This is a genomic window from Spongiimicrobium sp. 3-5, from assembly GCF_046557915.1.
Taxonomy (GTDB): domain Bacteria; phylum Bacteroidota; class Bacteroidia; order Flavobacteriales; family Flavobacteriaceae; genus JBHEBG01.
In genome coordinates, this window is record NZ_JBHEBG010000001.1 from 13665 (window position 1) to 34055 (window position 20391).

Annotated in this window: 18 protein-coding genes; 16 read left to right on the forward strand and 2 right to left on the reverse strand. The window is 37.7% G+C overall.

Annotated features, from left to right (window positions below):
* Window positions 1–271: 271 nt before the first annotated feature.
* Entirely contained in the window at window positions 272–2494 is a 2223-nt protein-coding gene (locus ACEQ81_RS00085) for an alpha-L-rhamnosidase C-terminal domain-containing protein (protein WP_411028799.1), read from the reverse strand.
* 306 nt (window positions 2495–2800) lie between these two features.
* On the opposite strand from ACEQ81_RS00085, the gene ACEQ81_RS00090 reads away from it, so the two are divergent.
* Window positions 2801–5614 carry a TonB-dependent receptor gene (locus tag ACEQ81_RS00090; protein WP_411028800.1) on the forward strand — a complete coding sequence of 938 codons (2814 nt, stop codon included), beginning with the start codon at window positions 2801–2803 and terminating at the stop codon, window positions 5612–5614.
* Window positions 5615–5763: 149 nt separating this feature from the next.
* Here ACEQ81_RS00090 and ACEQ81_RS00095 read toward each other — a convergent pair whose 3' ends face one another.
* On the reverse strand, window positions 5764–7578 hold the full coding sequence (locus ACEQ81_RS00095; RefSeq protein WP_411028801.1) for a hypothetical protein: 1815 nt from the start codon (window positions 7576–7578) through the stop codon (window positions 5764–5766).
* Between the two features lie 404 nt (window positions 7579–7982).
* Between ACEQ81_RS00095 and ACEQ81_RS00100 the strand changes: the two genes are divergently transcribed.
* The 15 genes from ACEQ81_RS00100 to ACEQ81_RS00170 all read left to right on the forward strand — a co-directional run bounded on the left by ACEQ81_RS00100 (window position 7983) and on the right by ACEQ81_RS00170 (window position 20390).
* Window positions 7983–8972 (forward strand): AraC family transcriptional regulator ligand-binding domain-containing protein, encoded by a 990-nt coding sequence (locus ACEQ81_RS00100; protein WP_411028802.1) that lies wholly within the window; start codon window positions 7983–7985, stop codon window positions 8970–8972.
* A gap of 122 nt (window positions 8973–9094) precedes the next feature.
* On the forward strand, window positions 9095–9598 hold the full coding sequence (locus tag ACEQ81_RS00105) for a DUF1772 domain-containing protein (RefSeq protein WP_411028803.1): 504 nt from the start codon (window positions 9095–9097) through the stop codon (window positions 9596–9598).
* Window positions 9599–9675: 77 nt separating this feature from the next.
* The gene (locus ACEQ81_RS00110) at window positions 9676–10518 is read left to right on the forward strand and encodes an NmrA family NAD(P)-binding protein (protein WP_411028804.1); all 843 of its coding nucleotides are present in this window, start codon (window positions 9676–9678) and stop codon (window positions 10516–10518) included.
* A gap of 195 nt (window positions 10519–10713) precedes the next feature.
* Window positions 10714–11118 (forward strand): DoxX family protein, encoded by a 405-nt coding sequence (locus tag ACEQ81_RS00115; RefSeq protein WP_411028805.1) that lies wholly within the window; start codon window positions 10714–10716, stop codon window positions 11116–11118.
* A 197-nt stretch (window positions 11119–11315) separates the two neighbouring features.
* Window positions 11316–11840, forward strand: coding sequence for a GNAT family N-acetyltransferase (locus ACEQ81_RS00120; protein ID WP_411028806.1), 525 nt, complete (start codon window positions 11316–11318; stop codon window positions 11838–11840).
* A gap of 34 nt (window positions 11841–11874) precedes the next feature.
* Window positions 11875–13095: a carboxypeptidase-like regulatory domain-containing protein gene (locus ACEQ81_RS00125; protein WP_411028807.1), complete on the forward strand. Its 1221-nt coding sequence runs from the start codon at window positions 11875–11877 to the stop codon at window positions 13093–13095.
* A 263-nt stretch (window positions 13096–13358) separates the two neighbouring features.
* Entirely contained in the window at window positions 13359–14120 is a 762-nt protein-coding gene (locus ACEQ81_RS00130) for an SDR family NAD(P)-dependent oxidoreductase (RefSeq protein WP_411028808.1), read from the forward strand.
* Window positions 14121–14133: 13 nt separating this feature from the next.
* Window positions 14134–15048 (forward strand): helix-turn-helix domain-containing protein, encoded by a 915-nt coding sequence (locus ACEQ81_RS00135; protein WP_411028809.1) that lies wholly within the window; start codon window positions 14134–14136, stop codon window positions 15046–15048.
* Window positions 15049–15067: 19 nt separating this feature from the next.
* Window positions 15068–15691, forward strand: a complete 624-nt coding sequence (locus ACEQ81_RS00140) for a Crp/Fnr family transcriptional regulator (protein WP_411028810.1) — start codon at window positions 15068–15070, stop codon at window positions 15689–15691.
* 66 nt (window positions 15692–15757) lie between these two features.
* Entirely contained in the window at window positions 15758–15997 is a 240-nt protein-coding gene (locus ACEQ81_RS00145; RefSeq protein ID WP_411028811.1) for a hexameric tyrosine-coordinated heme protein, read from the forward strand.
* A 112-nt stretch (window positions 15998–16109) separates the two neighbouring features.
* Window positions 16110–16610, forward strand: a complete 501-nt coding sequence (locus tag ACEQ81_RS00150; protein WP_411028812.1) for a DUF1905 domain-containing protein — start codon at window positions 16110–16112, stop codon at window positions 16608–16610.
* Between the two features lie 101 nt (window positions 16611–16711).
* Window positions 16712–17368 (forward strand): hypothetical protein, encoded by a 657-nt coding sequence (locus ACEQ81_RS00155; protein ID WP_411028813.1) that lies wholly within the window; start codon window positions 16712–16714, stop codon window positions 17366–17368.
* Window positions 17369–17663: 295 nt separating this feature from the next.
* Window positions 17664–19106 carry a hypothetical protein gene (locus ACEQ81_RS00160; protein ID WP_411028814.1) on the forward strand — a complete coding sequence of 481 codons (1443 nt, stop codon included), beginning with the start codon at window positions 17664–17666 and terminating at the stop codon, window positions 19104–19106.
* 36 nt (window positions 19107–19142) lie between these two features.
* Window positions 19143–19697, forward strand: a complete 555-nt coding sequence (locus ACEQ81_RS00165) for a Crp/Fnr family transcriptional regulator (RefSeq protein ID WP_411028815.1) — start codon at window positions 19143–19145, stop codon at window positions 19695–19697.
* A 78-nt stretch (window positions 19698–19775) separates the two neighbouring features.
* Complete coding sequence (locus ACEQ81_RS00170; protein WP_411028816.1) at window positions 19776–20390, forward strand: DUF998 domain-containing protein; 615 nt, start codon at window positions 19776–19778, stop codon at window positions 20388–20390.
* Window position 20391 lies beyond the last annotated feature (1 nt).

Consider the following 20391-nt stretch of genomic DNA (forward strand, 5'->3'; position numbering starts at 1 on the left):
TTCGAGTCCAGTTCCCGCTACTAGGAGAAGCCATTGACCAAAAGTCGGTGGCTTTTTGTTTTTGCACCCGTGGACATATCGGCGGGGTCATATCCGCCAAGGGCGGACACCGGTCCGGGTACCGGGTACAGTTCCCGCTACTAGGGGAAGCCTTGGGAGCGACGGTGGTCATTATGATTCTTAACAATGAGAAGGGAATAGTAAAAAACCCGGTCCACTTTATAGATAGGCATTCAATTTAAATCATCAGTGGCTTTAAGCTTTTTTTTGCTTAAAAACTGTTTATCAACTGAATTTCGTGTTTTCCCGGAGTTAAATGCAAGGATTCAAAAATCTGCAAAGTTTTTTTGCCATTATGAATCATTTGTTCGTTGTTTCTGTGAGATAAAATAAATTCTGCCCCCATGTTAGCAGGTATTTCAATGTTATATAACGCTACTCCATCAGCTTTTAAAACATAGGTGCCCCTTATTGTTCCTCTGATGGTGGGTACCTCAATGCTGCTTTTTTTCAAAGTGCCCAACTGCGGTTTAATTGTGGCAATATTGTAGCCTGGTGTTTTAGGTTGGATTCCCCATAGCCCTCGTGGGATAATATTTGCAGGAACCGCCCCCCATGCATGGTTCCAATCGGCGTTTGGTTTGTATTTCATGTCCCAAGCTTCTAAGGTGATTGTTGAGCCAATTCGTATCATATTGTACCAGCTTCGGTCACTCTGGTCGGTAAGTAATTCAAGTGCATAATCCTCCTCTTCGGCGTGGTACAATGCATCCATTAAATATTGAGCACCATAAACACTGCAGGCCATGCCCCTGGATTTAATGAACTCAACAACTGATGACACATATTCTTTAGGTACGATACCAAAGGCCAAGGGCATCATATTTGCATGAATGGACGAGTGGTCTGTTCCCTCACCATCTATATAATACCCCTTGTTTTTATCCAATAATTTTTCGTTGATTGATTTTTTAGCTTTCAATGCAAGCATTTCAAAATCCAATACCTCATCGGTTTTTCCCAAAATAGAGGCGAATTCAGCCATAATCATCATGTTCTTGTAATAAAAACTATTGATTACAGTGTTATAGGGCATAAAAACAAATCCATCTCGTTCTCCTGTTACGTTGGGGTCTCCACCCCAACCAGCAGGAGGCCAGTCGGTTATATCTCTTAATTTCTCTTTATCATCCTTAAAACCCAACTTTGTCATGAATTCCGGAGTCACGTTTGTAGATGAAATTAGACCATCCTCTCGCGAGAGCTCTGTCAAGGTTTTATGTTTTAAGCCTTCGTAGTATTTTTCAATTAGTTCAGTATTGCCGGTATACATATAATCGGCATGAAACATCAAGGCTACATGTTGTTGCCATTCCGTGGGCCACGTTGGGTGTTCCATAAAATATTCTATGGTTTGTCGGGCAATGGCATATTCGCTATCAGTGGTATAATGACTCAATTGATTAAGATAGGCATCCGCTTCGTAGGGAATTCGTTCGCGATCACCATCAACATAAAGACCGTTAAACGTTGTCGCTTTAATTGAGTATTTGCACAAATCCCAAACTTGATTCAAAATGTCATTTGAACTTTCAAAACTACTTGTGTTATCTTCCCAATAACTATGATGGGAAAGTTGCGTGAAATTATCCTCAGATAGCTTTTCTAGAGCGCCGTCTACCTCAGCATATCTAAAGGGCATTAACACCGGGAATCCTTCAGGTAAGGGCAATGCTTTTCCCGGCAAAGTATTTCTCTTATCCGTTTTTACCTGAAGCTGGTATTTGATTTGGCCCGGTTCCACGGGCATTTTGATTTCTTGGTACCGAATGGTACTCTTTTTAGATGGGTTCCTATTTATGTTAATACCTTCTAATTGCTCCCCTATTCTAACTGTAAGGGTATGAGGAGATTTTGCTCGATATGTAAAATTGATTGTTGCAAAGGCTGCCTTTCCAAAATCTATAAAATAGGTGTCACCCCGTTTTTCAAATAGAGTAGGTCTAATTTCGTCTACCTGAAAAATGTTTGGAGTGGTTATGGTCATTTTTTGAGATCCCATTTGAAAACTCTGACTTTGGGAATATGGGGAATGTACATGATCTTGGTCCCAGATGCGTACTTTCCAAAAGTAGGTTGCATTCGGTTTTAAGGAGTTTCCCCCATGAGAGATATTTGAAGAATGGTTATGGTGTATTTGTCCACTATCCCAAACATCCCCTATGTTGGCGTCAATGCTTTTTTTTGATGATGCAACAAGGATTTGATACCCTGTTTGCACAACTGCAGTTTTTGGCACCACCCAGCCATATTCTGGTTTAGGATCTATAATAGCGACTTTCTCAGGGTTTCTTATCCATTCAATGGTCAAATTAAAAGGAACCTTGTTAAGCGCGTAGTTAGCTTGGTCCGGGTTAATAGGTGTGTGTGATTGGGCATTCAGCCAAATACCAACCGTACTGCAAAGCAGAAAAAATAAAACTCTGGTTTTCATATACTTCTCAATGTTTGTTGTCTTTTAAACCGAAATAGATTCCGATCCAATCAAACTTATCGATAAAATTCGAAAAATCTGTCCTGTTCTATCTGGGAACGAAAGATGTAAGTTTTTGATTGTGAAACAATCTATATTCGGTTTGAATTAATTTTCTACATTGATTTCAACAAGTTAAATTTGATATCGAGTAAAAAATCAAGTAAACGACCCAAAGATCACCAGTTCAAATTTGGCCTGTATTATTAGAGTATAAAATACTAATTTTCAAAATCTTAATTAAACCCTTTTAGTCCTATAGACATAATGAATAAAAATTTTGCTCTGGTAATAGTATTGGTATATAGTGGGGTCAACATAGTTTTTGGACAAGTAAAGGTAACAGGCGATGTTAAAAATGCTGAAGGTTCTCCCTTACCGGGAGTTCACATAAGTCTAGAATCTGCTGACTATTTTGGAATTACCGACAGGAATGGCGTCTTTGAAATAGAAAATGTTGATCCTGGCATTTACAATATAGTCGTAACCCATTTGGGTGCCAAAACATATAGAGATACCCTACAAGTGGGAACTGAAAAAATATCTCTTTCCGTGCTATTGGAAGACGATCTTTTAAACCTACAAAATGTTGTTGTTACCGGAACATTTGAACCGCGCACCCAACTTGAATCGAACACAGCTATCACGGTGCTAGAATCCAATACTTTGGGTAAAGTTTTTTCTAGAGGAACTGCCGATCTATTACGGGCCATACCGGGTACGTTTACGGATCCTTCGGCAGGAGAGGTGTTTACAAGGGTATACTCCAGGGGTATTTCTGCAGCTGCTGAGGACGATCTTGGCTGGTATTACGTTTCTTTGCAAGAAGATGGATTGCCGGTAAGTTTAGTCCAACACTCATACTACGGCCCCGATATTTTTCATCGTTTGGATCTCACGACAAAAAAAGTAGAAGCGGTAAGGGGTGGAAGTGCCTCCATAACCGCGCTTAATGCTCCCGGAGGAATCTATAACTTCATCTCCCATGGTCTTCGCAAGCATATTGGCGGGGAATTTGAGATACAGGGAGGGGTACAAGGCGAAGAAAATCCATTGTTCAGAATCGACGGAACAATTGGCGGACCATGGGGCAATAATTGGTTCTTTAATGCTGGTGGTCATTACCGTCGTGATGACGGTGCGCGCAATACTCCTTTTACCTTTAGTGAAGGTGGACAGTTTAAGTTTAACGTCACTAAGAAAAACAATCACGGACATATTAAGTTTTATGGCAAAATATTGGATGATTTTACCAACCGATATACAGGTGTAGCTGCGGTAGATTGGGATAGTCCACTTGAAGCATTTGGTCAGGATTTTAATACCACCGCATTGTTGATGCCTGCTTTTAAAGCCAATATTCCGGACGGGCGCGACCTTGCTGAAGGCCGAACGAATAGTTTTGACCCTTCTCGTGGGGTGCATGCCCAAGATTTGGCACTTGGTATTGATTTTTTTCAAGACATTGGTAGGGATTGGTCTATAAGTTACAAGGCTAAATATTCGAGAAAGAAAGCCGATTGGCAAACGTCTATTAGCAATGCATTTGTTTCTTTAAATGATCCTCTGGCCTATTTTATTAGTGGGGCTCAGTTTCCCATAGGACAAGTTGTATTTAAGGATGCCCAATCTGGTACTGAGGTGGCCCGTATAGATAACAGTGCAATTTTAACGGGAGATTCTTTCACATATGTAGGTAACGGCACCTTACCTAACGATGCCATTATGGGTACATCGGCTTGGTATAAACAATCGGAGGCAAATGAATGGATCGATCGATTAACATTTCGAAAAAAATGGAAAAACCATGATCTGAACCTGGGTATCGCTTCCGGTTTTTCCAACACTTCACTATTCACCCAAGGGAGCTTTGCTTACGTAACCTATGAACCGAACCCCAGAATGTTGCAAGTGACGTTAGAAAACCCCGGAGAGCCCGTTATTGCATTATCGGATGATATGGGAGTTAGCAATTATGGTGGTTTATTTTATATAAATTCCGAGGCCAAAGTGAGTCAATTGGCCTCCTTTGTCAATGATCGATGGAAAATTCACGAAAAATTATATTTGGATCTGGGCATCCGATACGAAGCAATTAAACATAAGGGCAAGAAAGATCGGTTTGCGCCCTTTCAGCAGAATGGTGGCTTGGACAGTGATCCTACGACTGCCTATGACAACGGAATTTTGGCATCGACCGGTGAAGAGGATAATTTTGATTTTAACTATGATTATCTTTCCTATTCCTTTGGAATTAACCATAGCCTTGATGACGAAGCGGCCATATTCGGGCGCTTTTCCTCAGGAAACAAAGCTCCTGAACTGAATTATTATTTTAATAATTTCTCTAACGTACCTATCAATCAAAAGGGAGAAGTCCAAAAAATTAAGCAAGCAGAACTTGGTTTAAAGTGGAGTCGTAAAAGTTTCTCTACAACCACAACTTTTTTTTGGAGTCAACTTAAAGATATCGGTACCACAAATTTTGAATTTGATCCGGACGACGGAAGTATCTTTTATACACCGGTTCAGTTTAACGATTCGAGAACCTTTGGTTTGGAACTGGAGAGTGCTTATTCACTCACCTCCTATTTGACCTTGCGATTGAACGGTACTTTTCAAAACGCCGAAGCTACAAAATGGACGGTCTACGATGCTGCAGGTACGGTAGGTACAGATGATGATACAATTGTAGATTTCTCCGGTAACGTATTGCCGTTTAACCCGGACATTATGTTCAACCTGGGTGCCGAGTATGAACAAGATAAATTGAGTGCTTATCTACGGTGGCAGTTTATGGGAGCCAGAGAAGGCAACGTTGGCAATGCTTTTCAGCTGCCGGCTTATAGCATTTTTAATTTTGGATTGGGTTATGCCCTAAGCCAACGTTTGTCGGTGAATCTTTTAGTGACCAACCTATTTAACTCCGAAGGCCTGGCCAACTTTTTTGGCGCAAACAGTTTTGGGGCCAATGCCAATGGCATAACGGCCCAATTCATCCAAGAAAATCCCGATGCCAGTTTTGTTGTTGTTCCTGTGCTTCCAAGGGGAACAATGTTAAAACTTAACTATCATTTCTAATAGGTTGGTGTTATATTATCTTCCAAAGTTTTTATAGAAATATCTAAGTATTAAGGGATTTCCATATAAGCGATCCTTCCTTTTTAGTTAAGTAAAAGGAGATATCCTCATTTTACAATAAAACAACGGCTATAGGTGCTTAAAAGATTTTAACCATTCTTAGTCTTAATTTGTAATTCTTCCAGTTCGGAGCATATTTGGTTCAGGACATTCCTTCCCTTATCCAAGTCGCTCTGAATCTGTAATTTAGAATTTTTAAAAGCGGTTTTCAAACCGCCAAAAATATGCTGATAATAAGAAATTCCTTCGCTTAGGTTCTTTGCAAACGTAGAGAGGTATTTCTTTTGTTTCCCGTTGACTGAATCTTTTGTTTCTTCCAGTTTGGTTTTTAAAAACTCTAGATAGAGATCAAGTTCTTTTATAAACATGTTGGGACGATCGTTCCTAACAATTACATCAGACTTCCCATAAATATGTTCGGTAATTTCTTTTAGATTCATGGTTTTGGAAAAATAGGCCATGTTTGGACCCGGGCAAACGGAAACCCCCTCACCTTCTTTTTTGGTGTCCAAGTTATATTTTAATAGCGCTGCAGTTCCCAATCCTACACAGGCGCATGCTTTTTGCACAATTTTGTCATATTCCTTTTGGTAGGTTTTCTTAGGAAGTTCTTTTTTGTCTAATTCCTTGATCTTTAGATATTGATAGTGTCTTGACGCACTACAAATCGCTTTTTCCGTAAACTCTTTGTTTAGGGCGACATATTTTTTAGGACAAGAACTTCCTGGCCTATTCTTCTTTATTAAAATTGATTTTTCTTCATCTTTGGTGTTTCCTTTAAGGTTATTGAAAGGTACACCCAAGGGAGATATGTTACTAAGATATAAGTCTTCTTCTTTGGCATCAACCAATTTGTTCAATGTGTCCTTATCTACGGTGGTGGCTTCTGGCACCAGAAGAAAAGGAGTTCCCCAACCTACAGAATCCACTTTATAGTGTTCCAATAAAAATTGATGTTCTTCCGCAGTACCTACCCCGCCTTGGGTTGTGATCTTTATAGGTAAGGGTAGTGAAGGGATATGGGCTTTTTTATGGGAAAGCGCGTCAACCAAAATCTTATGTATCTCTTGGGTCAATTCTTCTTTGTTGTCCCTGAACTGGGCAAGTATGGGTCCCATAAGATATCCGTCCGTGGCAAAGGCATGCCCCCCACAATTAAGTCCGGATTCAATTCTATATTCCGATACCCATAATCCCTTTTTCGCCAAGAACTTTCCCTGTATTAAAGCTGATCTATAGTCGCTTACCTTTAAAACTATTTTCTTTTTGATTCTTCCCTTCGCATCAGCGTAAAAGTCCTCAAATTCCTCCATATAACTGTATAGCCTGGGATTCATTCCGGCAGACAGTATTACCGATGAAGACAGATTGCTATTGGCATAACCTCTTAAGGCGGCATGAGCATCATTATATTTGACAGGGAGTAACTGGGCTTTTTGGTAGTTTTCCTTATCGACCTTGGTCATGATATTAACATCTATACTGCCCATTGAAAGATTTGTCTCCAACAAATCTTTAAGCTTGCTCAAGTTAAAACCATATGAGGTCAAAGACTTAAATTGCTGTTTTAAAGCAGAGGTATCGGGTAAAATATTAAAGTATTGTTTCAACTCATTGCTGCACCCGGTGGTGATTTCTTTAAGCTTCCCAAACTTTTCTTCCGCCAGATCGTTTATCAAATTAAGATAGGAAGTAATTCTTTTAGCCCTAAAATCCTCTATGCTTTCCGAAATCTCATGATAGGGCATCTCAAACATTTCACAATACATTTTTCTCAGTTTTTCCAATAGGATATCGTCAACCAAGGAAATGACGGAGTCTATACCTAAATGGGAAACCTTCAATGGGGTGTCAATGGTGAAACCTATCCCCATTACAGGAATATGGAATGAATGTAATTTCATGAGGACAATTCTTTTGTGATTACACAGTTGCGGATTCAACCAGATTCATATTTGTTACTCGTAGTTTTAATGTTGACTTATTTTCGATTAGCCCGAACCTATGAATACAACTGCTGACTATTTTCGCCAAAATTAACCAATGGAATTAGGGGCAAACATGACAATTATCATTTTTTAAGAACTCTAAGCTTTAGATCTAACTGCACAATGAATGGGATGTTACCATAGAATTTCATTAAAAAACCCAAAAATCAGCGCATAAAGTTCTCGGAATCGGAACGGATCATTATTTTAGGATAGAAATAGGATTCTTTGGATAACTCGGTGGCAAGAAATACCCGAACTTCACAAATACCGTAGGACCTTTTCTTTTTTAATATCAATTTGGACAAGTAAAAAGACAAATGAACTATATCTCCATCAGCCTATATCGTAAAGTAATGGAACATGCTATAACGGAAGGTATGAGGAGCGAGGACTTTAAGGATTTACCCATTCCTTTTGATACTTTACATGAAGTGCAGGCAGTCCCTGCAAATCATTTTTTTGAACTTCACGAAAGGTTAGACCATATCTTGGGGCCAGGCTTTTCTGTGAGGGTTGGACAACAAATGAAGATAGAAGATTATGGGGTGCTTGGGTTGTCATGGAGGACCTGCTCAAAGGCAGGAGAAATATTTGAACGCAGTGAACGCTATTTTAAGCTACTATCCAACACTTATGTTTTTAAGGTTGAGAAAGACCATGACATATCTAAAATACATCTATTTAGAGAAGGGTATCGAAGAGGTGTGGAACTTTCAAATGAAGCCACATTTTCAGCAACCGTGGTAGTATTGCGGGCAATGACGGATACAGATATATCCCCCGTCAAGGTAGCGTTTAAGCATAACCCCCCAAGTAATCTTAAATGGTACAATGAGGCCTTTCAGTGTCCCGTACTGTTTAATCAAAATAACAATTCCATTACCTATAAGACTTCGGATTTGGAAATGAGAACTGCCAAGGCAGATACAAGTATCAATAAATTTTTGGTCGAACGTGTTGAAGAAGCAACAAAAGGCATTGAAATCAGTGCCAATCGTATCGCAATCGACGTTGAAAATTTAATCAAGGATGCACTTCCAAGCGGAATTCCCAGCATTGTGGCAATAGGAGAGCATATGGGTATGAGCAACCGCACGTTAACAAGAAGATTAGCGGAAAATGGTGTCACATTTCGTGATTTAATTCAAAAAAAACAGGAAGAAATATCCAAAATACTTCTTAGGGATGCATCTAGAAGCATTTCTGAAATAGCTTTCGAAACGGGGTTTTCAGAACAGAGTGCATTTAACCGCGCATTTAAAAGATGGGTAGGAAAGACCCCTATTGAATTCCGAAAATCATTGTAATAGTATGGGTTTGGCTTAAACTGTCAAAAGATTGGCGGTAAGTGTCAAGCTTGGCCTTTGGTTTATTGAGATTTTTGCCTCGTAATAAATACTCAAACACATAAACTAAAACCTCTATTACCATGGAACTATCGATAAAATCGCTCATTTTATTTGGTGCAGTGTTGCTTACAGGTCTTTCAGCCGGATTGTTTTATGCATGGTCGGTCTCCGTAATTCCCGGCACTCAAAAAATACCGGATGCCACCTATCTAGAAACCATGCAGTCTATTAACAAGGCTATTCTTAATCCGGCGTTTTATATCATATTCTTCGGAAGTTTGGCATGTCTAAGCATTTCAAGTATTTACGAGTTCCATTCCAACAAACTGGTATTCTGGTTAATACTTGCTGCTTCCATGGTATATCTTCTAGGTACTTTCGGCGTTACCGCATTGGGAAATGTACCCCTTAATAACCAATTGGAGCTTTTGAATTTAGCTGAATTGAGTAAAGAAAAACTCGCCGTTTTTAGAGCTTTTTACGAATCAAAATGGAACCGGCTACATCTCATCAGAACCATTTTTGCAGTCATGTCCTTCATCTTATCCTTGCTAGCCGTATTCGTAGAAACAAAAAGGTCTTGAATAGAAAAGAATGATAAAAAACGCTTCAATGAACTGAAGCACATTAATAACAAATAATTATTTAATACATCTTTAAAATGAAACACAACATCTTAGTTATCGGAGGGACCGGTAAAACAGGTCGCCGAGTAGTAAATGGATTAAAAAACCTAGGACACAATGTAAGAATCGGATCAAGAAGTAACAATCCTTCCTTCGACTGGAGCGATCCTTCAACATTTTCCGGAGCCTTAAAAGGTATGGATAGGGCATACATTACTTATTACCCCGATTTGGCCGTACCGGGAGCAAAAGAAGCCATTGATACTTTAACCCAAGCTGCCTTAAAAGAAGGATTGGAAAAGGTAGTCCTATTATCTGGCAAAGGGGAACAGGAAGCAGAGCGATGTGAAGAGATCGTAGCTAATTCAGGATTAAACTACACCTTAGTTAGGGCTTCGTGGTTTAATCAAAATTTTAGCGAGAGTTTTTTGTTAGAGCCAATATTGGCGGGTTACGTTGCTTTGCCAATGCCCGAAGCCAAAATACCTTTCGTTGATGCAGATGATATTGCAGACGTAGTTACAAAGGTTCTTGTTGATGATACGTATAACAGCCAAACCATTACCGTAACAGGGCCTCGTAAAATGACCTTTGAAGACATTGTTAATGAAATTTCTTTAGGGTGTCAAAGAAAAATTACTTATGAGGCGATTACCTTGGAAGAATATTCGGAAGCCATGAAAACATTTGGCTTACCTGAAGACTATATCTGGCTATTTACTTACCTATTTAGAGAGGTATTGGGCAACCCGGAAAACCAGGAGATCTCAAATGATTTTGAAAAAGTGCTCGGAAGGAGCGCTACTGATTTCAGTGAGTTTGTACAGAAAACCGTAAAATCGGGTATTTGGAATCAATCGATTGCACAAACTATTTAACCCGTACAAGCCACCATTGTATTCTAACGGGCTTTTTTAAGCGCTGAATTGGAAACACTCCTTGGGAAATCTGAGCGTTTTTTGGCCGAAACAAAAATGGCATTCGTCTAAAGCAAAAAGAAGTCTACCTATTTTCTTCCAAAAAAATCTGCAATATGACCTATTTTGATTTTAGAAAATTTAAAGACAAGTATTATGAAAACAAACAAACTTATCTATCGTATCTGGCTTGGTTTATTTTCTCTTGCCATTATTGGAGCTGTCGTAAATTCTATACTCAACTATGACACAGTGGCCCTTACTTTCGAAAAACTGGGGTATCCTGCGTACCTTATACATGTTTTGGGAGCCGCCCAAATCGTTGGGCTAATACTTATTATATCTAACAAAGATCATTGGTACGTAGAGTGGGTCTATGCAGGTTTCTTTATGAATTTCACCCTTGGATGCATTGCCCATTTGGCCACAAACCATGGAAACGGTGCCTCCGCCGTTTTTTGCCTAATGTTGCTCTGGGTAACCTATATTCACAGCAAAAAAGTAAGGGTCTCAAATAAAGAAACCGAAAATGTAATAAAACCAAAACCCGAATATGCTTAAACCCAACAAACCTAAGGTGATAAAAGAACCCGCTACAAAAGCGGGTTCTTTTTTATGGAGTTGATCTATTGGGGAGGCGCACCTAGGCAGAATATCTTGCGTCCATGAAAACCAAGGATTGGTTATCTTAGGCATACAATAACAATGTTATTTATGATTGATGGCAGCAAGCCTAAACTATATTTAACCCTTAGAAAATGAATTTACAGCCCACATTGGAAAGTAATCTGGTAAGGATTAGGCCTTTGACTGAAATAGATTTAGAACCCTTGTACGACGTTGCCAAAGACCCGAAAATTTGGGCTCAACATCCTTGTAAAAGACATTTAAGACCAGAATTTGAACATTTCTTTAACGAATCGATAGAGTCCCGTGCAGCATTGATCATCATTGATAAAGCAACCGGTAGAATAATTGGAAGTTCACGATTTAAAAGATTTGAAGGCTTTAAGCATGTAGCGGAAATTGGATGGACTTTTCTTAATAGGGAGTACTGGGGTGGCAAATATAACAAAGAGGTTAAAAATTTAATGATCGACTACGCCTTCAATTTTGTGGATGAGGTGCTGTTCTTCGTAGACAAAAACAATATTCGTTCGCAAAAGGCGGTGGAAAAAATAAGTGGACAAAGAATAGTTGAAGACGAAATTAAAAATTACCCTGCAACAATTTCGGATAATATAACTTTCGCAGTTAAAAATACTAATCAAAAAGTAAGATAGTGTAACAATAATTTCGTCAAATCGTCTTAAAAAAATGAACAATTCTTTTCGATTTTATATTTTCATCATACTATTGTTTATTTCGTTCACAAGTTTTGCGCAGAACAGTATAACTACAGTTTCAGGACAGATTTTAGACCAGGAAACTTCCGAGCCAATTCCTTTCGCCTCAATATATATTAAAGCACTCCCGATCGGAACTACTTCCAACGAAGAGGGGTATTTTGTCTTTCATATACCTGCCGAGCGGGAAACGGATACAATCGTTATATCAGCAATTGGTTATTTGTCCATTTCGAAAAAAGGGGAAAATTTTATTCCGGATCAAAAAGTATATCTTTCTTCTAAAATCACCGACTTGGACGAGGTAATACTCATAGCCACAAAAAAGAAAGAACTAACTGCAAAAGAAATAGTAAAAAAAGCATATGCCGAAATTCCAAACAACTATCCTTCACAACCGTATATATTAGAGGGCTACATACGAGATCTTCAAAAAGAAGATGACAAATATGTTGAATATCTGGAATGTGCCGCCAAATTTTTATACCAAGGATATAAAACTAAAAAAGAACCTCATGTAGAACTATTAGAGGTAAGAACCAGTTATTTGGCCGAAAAACATCCCTGGAACGAGAATTCGGAACGTAAAAATTCGATTATTGATTTGGTTGAGGACGAATTTATTCGATTCGATTACGGACCGATAAAAGGGAAAAATGGCTGGAAATTTGAACTTGAGAATGTTTTACCATACAACAAAGGCCAGGTCTATAAAATAACAGCTAATCATAAACCCTTTCAAAAAGCCACGCTATTCATAGACACAGAAACATTTGCTTTTGTAAGGATGGAGTTAACAAGGCAAGCTATAAACGACAGGTCTTGGGCCAGGAGATTTACCAATGGCGCACTGCAAGTTTATTATAATGTAATTTTTGAATATCAAGAATTTAATGGAAAAATGTACTTAAAGTATCAAAAAGAAGAAGATACCTGGAAGATTTTTAAGGAAGCAGAATCAAAAAAATTGCTTTTAACACAATACCCTAAAAAAGAACTTTTCATCAACAAAATAATCGTCGATAATGTAGAAAAATACCCCTTTAAAAGAAATATGGATATTGGCACCAGTATCGAAAACCAAGCAAAACATTATAATGCGGAATTTTGGTCTTCGTATAATATCCCGAAACAGACCGAAGGGGAAAGTAAAATAATTTCGGAACTAAAAAAAAGAACCGATAAGTACTAAAATCACGAATAAATGGCTCACTCCGACAGAAACAAGGAATGCGAACGCGGTATATAAACATTATGACAATGTGTAAATATCAATGATTCGTATTTTTCTGGAAAGTCGCCCTACCTCCCTGCATTTTGTTTCCCAACCGTTAGGGCAATCATAATTGCACGAAAAATAATTTCTGTTCCAATTTTCGACTACAACAAGCATAGATTTGACTACATCCACGTTTTTGCTTCTGCCGAACTTTGTAGAAACAAAAATTATTAAAAATGACAAAAAGTAAAATTGCATTAGTAACAGGTGGAAGTAGGGGTTTAGGCCGAGAAATGGCCCTAAATATTTCTAAAAAAGACATTGACGTTATCATTACCTATAATTCCGATCAACAATCGGCCAATACAGTTGTTGCGGAAATTGAAAAAAGTGGGCGCAAAGCCAAAGCATTTCAACTAGACACCAGTAATACAAAGGGGTTCGAAGATTTTTTTAAGCGAACATCTGCTTATCTTACCGCTGAATATGGAAGTCCGAATTTTGATTTTCTGATAAACAACGCCGGAACCGGACTGCATCAGCCCTTTAGCGAAACCAATGAGGACCAATTTGATGAAATGCTAAACATTCACTTCAAAGGTGTCTATTTTTTAACACAAAAAGCATTGTTGTATATTAACAATGATAGCAGTATCATTAACATCTCTTCGGGCTTGACTAGGTTTTCCTTTCCAGGCTCATCGGCCTATGCCAGTATGAAGGGGGCCATTGAAGTTTTTACCCGATATTTGGCCAAGGAACTGGGAAGCAGAAAAATTAAGGCCAATGTAGTTGCCCCAGGTGCTATTGCAACGGATTTTGGAGGAGGCACAAATAGGGACGACCAAGAAAAAAGACAAATTATTGCCAATATTACCGCTTTGGGAAAAGTTGGTGAGGCAGAAGATATAGGTGGGATCGTGGCTTTCCTTTGTACCGATGAAGCACGTTGGATCAACGGCCAACGCATTGAAGTTTCGGGTGGTATGTTGTTGTAAATTTAAGAGAGAAATGAAAAACAATATTCGTAAGATTGAAACCCTAAGCGATTTTCATAAAATTAGAGGGCTATCCAGTCCACTACATCCTCTGGTGAGTTTGGTGGACTATGGCCTCTCAAAAATTCTTCCAGAACATATCGGCGAACAATGGCATTTTAGTTTTTACTCCATTGGGATAAAAAGAAATGTAGGAACGCTCCGATATGGACAACAAAAATATGATTTTGATGAGGGACTAATGTCCTTTATATCGCCAGGGCAACTTTTAAGCATTGAACCTAATAGCAAAGCCAACCTGAAACCCTCGGGTTGGTTACTGTTGGTCCATCCAGATTTTCTTTGGAATTCTCCGCTTGCAAAGACAATAAAACAATATGATTTTTTTGATTATTCGATAAATGAAGCGCTGTTTATGTCGGAAAAAGAAGAGAAAGTTATTGAAGGCTTATTACAAAATATTAAGCAAGAAATTGAAAACAATATTGATAACTTCAGTCAGAATATTATCATTGCCCAAATAGAATTATTGCTCAATTATGCGCAACGATTTTACCAGCGCCAGTTCATTACCAGGAAGAAGGGCAACCATTATAAACTAAATCAGGTAGAAGAGCTACTAAACGATTATTTTAGTAGTGAAGGCCTAATAAATAAGGGCTTGCCAACGGTTAAATACGTTGCAGATTCAATGAATATGTCCTCTAGCTATTTAAGTAGTTTGCTGAAAAACTTAACAGGGCAAACAACGCAGCAGCACATCCATAACAAATTGATAGAAAAAGCCAAAGAAAAATTATCCACTACCAATTTATCCGTCAGTGAAATTGCTTATGAACTGGGGTTTGAGCATTCCCAATCTTTTAGCAAGCTTTTTAAAACAAAAACTAACTTTTCCCCTTTACAGTTTAGGGCTTCCTTTAATTAAAACCAACAGCACCAACGATATGAAAACTGCCTTTTTAAAAGAATGTTATCCAAATCTTGAAAAAGAATTGCTTCAAGAAATAGAAACACATTCTTTTTTTAAATCCTATTCGCCCCAAGAATACATTGTTCAAGAAGGTCAGTACGTTAGGCATTTGCCCATTATCCGAAGTGGTTGTGTTAAGGTCTTTAGCAACGAGGATTCCATACAGTTTTTGCTATATTACATTAAATCCGGGGGATCTTGTATTTATAGTTTTGCCCATACATTTAATACCGGGCCTGCAGAATTTTCTGCAATTGCGGAATTGGACAGTCAGTTACTGCTGCTCCCAATAGAAAAAGTATACCTTTGGATAAAAAAGTTCCCTTCCCTAAATTCCATTATTCTCGATAACTACAAAAAACACTTTGATGAATTACTGAACACCACCAAACAAATAATTTATTACAATCTAGAGGACAGGTTGATGGACTATTTAAAAACCAGTGCGCAACTTAAGAAGACGGATCTTTTGAAAATATCACATCAAAACATTGCCGACGATTTAGGCACATCTAGGGAAGTTATAACCCGATTGATGAAAAAGCTAAGTCTAAAGGAAAAAGTTAAACAAGATGGTAGAAAAATAAAAATTCTGTAAAGTAACACATGTCACTGATAATGATTTAAGTAGGCAATATTTTTGTGCCTCACTTAAAAGAAAATTATGTCAGATCAAACACAGTTAATTCCGGGAAATTCATTAATTACCAAGACCCCAGAGGAAGGAAGGGCCTTAGCGGTAAAGATGGCAAGATTAATTATTAAGATTACCCAACCCGATGCGGAAATACGGGAAAAGCTACGTCCAAACTATGCCAATGACGCGGCTATGTTAATTGCTATTGGACAAACCGTGGCTGCTGAGTTTAATACAATTGCCAAAGCCAATGATTATTGGAAATAAAGTAAAATAGCACATAATACTTCTAGGTTTCTATTGCAGAATTATTCTGTTTTATTATATTTTCGTAGAAATCATCTGATTACATACGGCAGTTAGTTGGTAATGCGAAAAAATGAAAACGGAGAAGCCATTGGTTAATTCTGAATATTTGCTGCGAAAATTTCCGGGAAAAGGAGGCTGGACCTATGCCGAAATACCAGAGATTCTTCAAAATAGAGATAACCCTTTTGGCTGGGTAAAAGTTAAAGGAACAATAGATGGATATAACCTAAAACAATATAAACTTATGCCAATGGGCAATGGAAAGTTGTTCCTTCCTGTTAAAGCCGAAATTAGAAAAAGAATTAAAAAAGAGGAAGGGGATTATGTAACTGTGATCCTATATGCCGATGAATCATTGTTAGAAATACCTTCTGAAATAATAGCATGTTTTAAAAACGAGCCGAAAAAAACATTTGACACCTTCTTATCTTTTACCGAAGGGGAACAAAAGGCCTATTTGGACTGGATATACCAGTCCAAAACAGACGAAACAAAAGCCAACAGAATAATAGGAATGATGCACAAGCTGCAAAAGAACCTGAAATTTTACAACAAAGAAAATGTTCAATAAAAAGTCTTTCTGTAACTGGAAGCATAAAAATTTATTTCACTCTTTTAATCTTCCACCTAATCACCAAGGTGTGATAAGGTTTGGTATTTAAACACAAAATTATGACCCACATTGAGAACATAAAAACACTCTTGAAGCAAATATTTGTTTCAAAAAAGTTATGGTCGTGCATACTTATTGCAATTGTACCAGCCATGCTATTCTATAGCCTTTCATTGATTGGATTAAGATCTTTGGGGTTTGAAACCATGGAGATACTTAGGGATCCTGCCCAACAGAGCGGAGCATCTAGTTTTCTAGGCTTTCTGTCAAACATTGGAATTTGGTTTTGGATTAGTTCTGCGGCAATTAGTTTTTTCACGATTCTTACTAGTGCCTCCGTAATAAAGAAAAACTTCAAAGAACTATTTTTCTTAACAGGCATGCTATCCTTATTACTTGCCATTGATGATTTTTTCCTTATTCACGATCGCTATGTCCACCAGAATATCTGTTATCTAACCTATGCCGTTTTCTTGGGGTGCCTTTTCATCCGCCATTTTAAAATGATAATTGCCATTGAAGGTTTTGCTTTTTTGACAGCCGGTATTTTTCTGGGATTATCCATATTTACCGATTTGGTTCAGTCAGAAGTACCACTGGGTTATGTAGATGTACAAATAATCGAAGAAGGGTTTAAGTTTATAGGAGCGGCTACCTGGCTGTATTTTATTGGTAGGGCAGCATCATCGCCCTTCATTTTTTTACAGAAAAGATGATAATCAAACAAAGTGGCGGAAACAATTTAAAAAAGGCATTTACCAATTTCATTTTTAATTAATTATCGATTCTTACCTGCCTGTAAAAATCACTTCAGATTTTCTATTCGGTTTTCTTTTGCTAAATTGTTAGCTAAACCGTGCAACTAATCATACTAAAACATTAGAGCACATTCCAAAAATGAGATACCCCTTAAAAATCCACGCTTTATCTTTTTTAATGCTGTTAGGTTGCGTGTCAACAAAAAATAACCCGTTGGTCCATAAACCGTTCAGTTATGATTATTCTTTGAATTTGACAGAGGTAAAAAACGATCAAATATCGGTAAACCTTAATGTTGAAGGTTTGGCTACAGATACAATTCAGTTTTGTTTTCCAAAAATTGTTCCTGGAATTTATGGGGCTATGAATTATGGAAATTCCGTTGAAGAAATAATTTTTAAAAACGATAGAGGAGATATCCTATTAAATAAAAAACTGGGTGAAAATTGTTGGGAGTTATACGAGGCCAAAAGCCTAAGTGAAATAACTTACAAAGTAAATGACAATTGGGAAGAATTCGATGCTACTTTAAAAGGCTTTTACCATTCAGCTTCTTCAAGTTTTAAAGAAGATGTTTTTGTAATAAACGGCAATACTCTTTTTGGGTATTTTAGAAACTATCAGGCATTTCCCATTCAGGTAAAAGTGAAAAAAACCCAAAAGATGTCTGCTGCAACAAGTTTACCAATTAAGGAAGCCACGCATTTTAATGATGTATTCTATGCTAAGTCTTACAATCAATTGGTAGACAACCCTATACTGTACTCAATCCCGGACACCACGAGTATAAAATTACCAAATATTAATGTTAAAGTGGCTTGTTACTCCACTACCGCCACACCTATTGCAAATGAAATAGCAGAACACATTAAACCGTTATTGACAAACCAATCAAAATATTTGGGAGACAAATTGCCTGTTTCCCAATATACCTTTATTATATATCACTCCCTTGCCAAGGATTATGAATCTTTTTTTGCTGATGGTCTCGAGCATTCAAATTCTACCCTAATCCTGCTAAACTCACCGTTAGATATTGAAACAATAAAAAACACAGTATATGGAATTGCCAGTCACGAGTTCTTCCATATTCTTATGCCCTTAGGGATTCATTCCTATGAAATTGCCGATTATGATTTTAATGAACCCAAATTCTCCAAGCATTTGTGGTTGTATGAAGGAATGACAGAGTATTTTACCATTCACATGCCCATAAAGAACGGACTACAATCGTTCAACGAGTTTACCAAAGTTATCGAAGGCAAACATAGTAAAATGCAAAAGTTCAACAACAAACTCGCAATTACGGATTTAAGCATAAATTCAATGGATATGCAAGACCAATATTACAATGTTTATCTAAAAGGAGCATTGATAAACCTGTGTCTAGACATTGAACTAAGGGAGTTTTCAAATGGCACATTTGGCACACAGGAATTGGTCCTTGAACTTCTTAATAAATATGGGCCAAACAAGGCCTTTGAAGATGATAAACTTTTTGAAGAAATTGAAAAAATAACTGGACACAGTCAGCTTAATGGATTTTTTAAAAAATACGTGGCAGGAAATGCTCAACTACCGTTAAAAGAGTATTTGTTTAAAGTAGGTTTGGCCCTAAATGGCGACTCTATTAAAGAAGTTGAAAATTTATCCGTGGAACAAAAGAAACTTCGGAAATATTGGATAGGTCAATAAAGATCCAAACGTACTGCCTCTTACAACCTATGAGAGATGCTAAAAAATTACTTTGAAACCCATTTACCCAACGAAAAAGCGGTATTGCTTGCAAGTATTTTTGAATCACAAAATTTTGAAGCAAAAGCAAAATTTGTTGAACAAGGTAAATATTGCAATAAAGTTGCATTTATTGAAAGTGGGTTGGCAAGGGCATATTACCTAACTGGGGCAGGGAATGAATTCACTGTTTGTTTTTCGTTTGATAATATGATGATGCTAGATCCCGTGGCCTTTTATACAGGAGAGAAAGCAAAACTTACCATTGAATTCTTGGAAAAAAGTGTTGTTCATATTACCGAAAGATCTAAGTTGGAAGATCTTTTTAATTCCGATCCTATACTCAGCTCATTGGGCAGAAAGATTACAGAGCGGTCTTATGTTATGATGCTCGAAAGAATTATGGAGAGAGACACTTTATCGGCCGAAGAACGTTATTTAAATTTATTGAAGAACAGTGAACTTTTTAAAAAAATACCATTGAAGTATTTGGCATCATACATAGGAATTACAGATTCCTCACTAAGTCGAATTAGAAAAAAGATAACCTAGCAGTATTTCTTGGCATAGGTCAAGTAGTTTAACCGCATTCTTTCCGAGTTTCGAAGATGTAATCTCAAACAAAGAACAATGAGGAAAGAAAAAATAATTGCAGCCCTGGTTATTGGATGTATCCTGTCTTACGTTCTATCGGTATTAGTTTTAGCCCATATAAAGCCAGAATATAATCATTTTACCGATTTGGTCAGTGAACTCGGCAGATCGGGAGAACCTTTTAATTATGTGCTGAACATGGTTTTAATTTTAAGCGGCATTGGTTTAATGTTAATGGCATGGTCTATCTCTAAGTTAATCTCTACGTCCAAAACATCAAAATACGCAACCATCTCCATGGGGTTATTTGGTGTTTCCGTTCTTTGTGGTGGAATTTTTACATGCGATTCCAGTTGTCTGGCCCCTACCTCATATAGCGGGTTTCTGCATGCTATAACGGGTATGCCAGCAGTGATAACGGCACCAACCGCATTTATTTTATTTGGCAGAACTTTTAGATCATCTCCTCACTTTGTATCCATATCAGCAATAGTTTTTTGGCTAGGTATAGCCTCCATATTTGCAATGGTTGCCAGTGCGGTGATATTCCCATATATAAATCTAATGGGGCTTGGACAACGAATTGCCGCTATTTTTCAGCTTACCGTGCCCTTTATTATTGCCTACAAATTATTTAGCTATCCTATTTAGA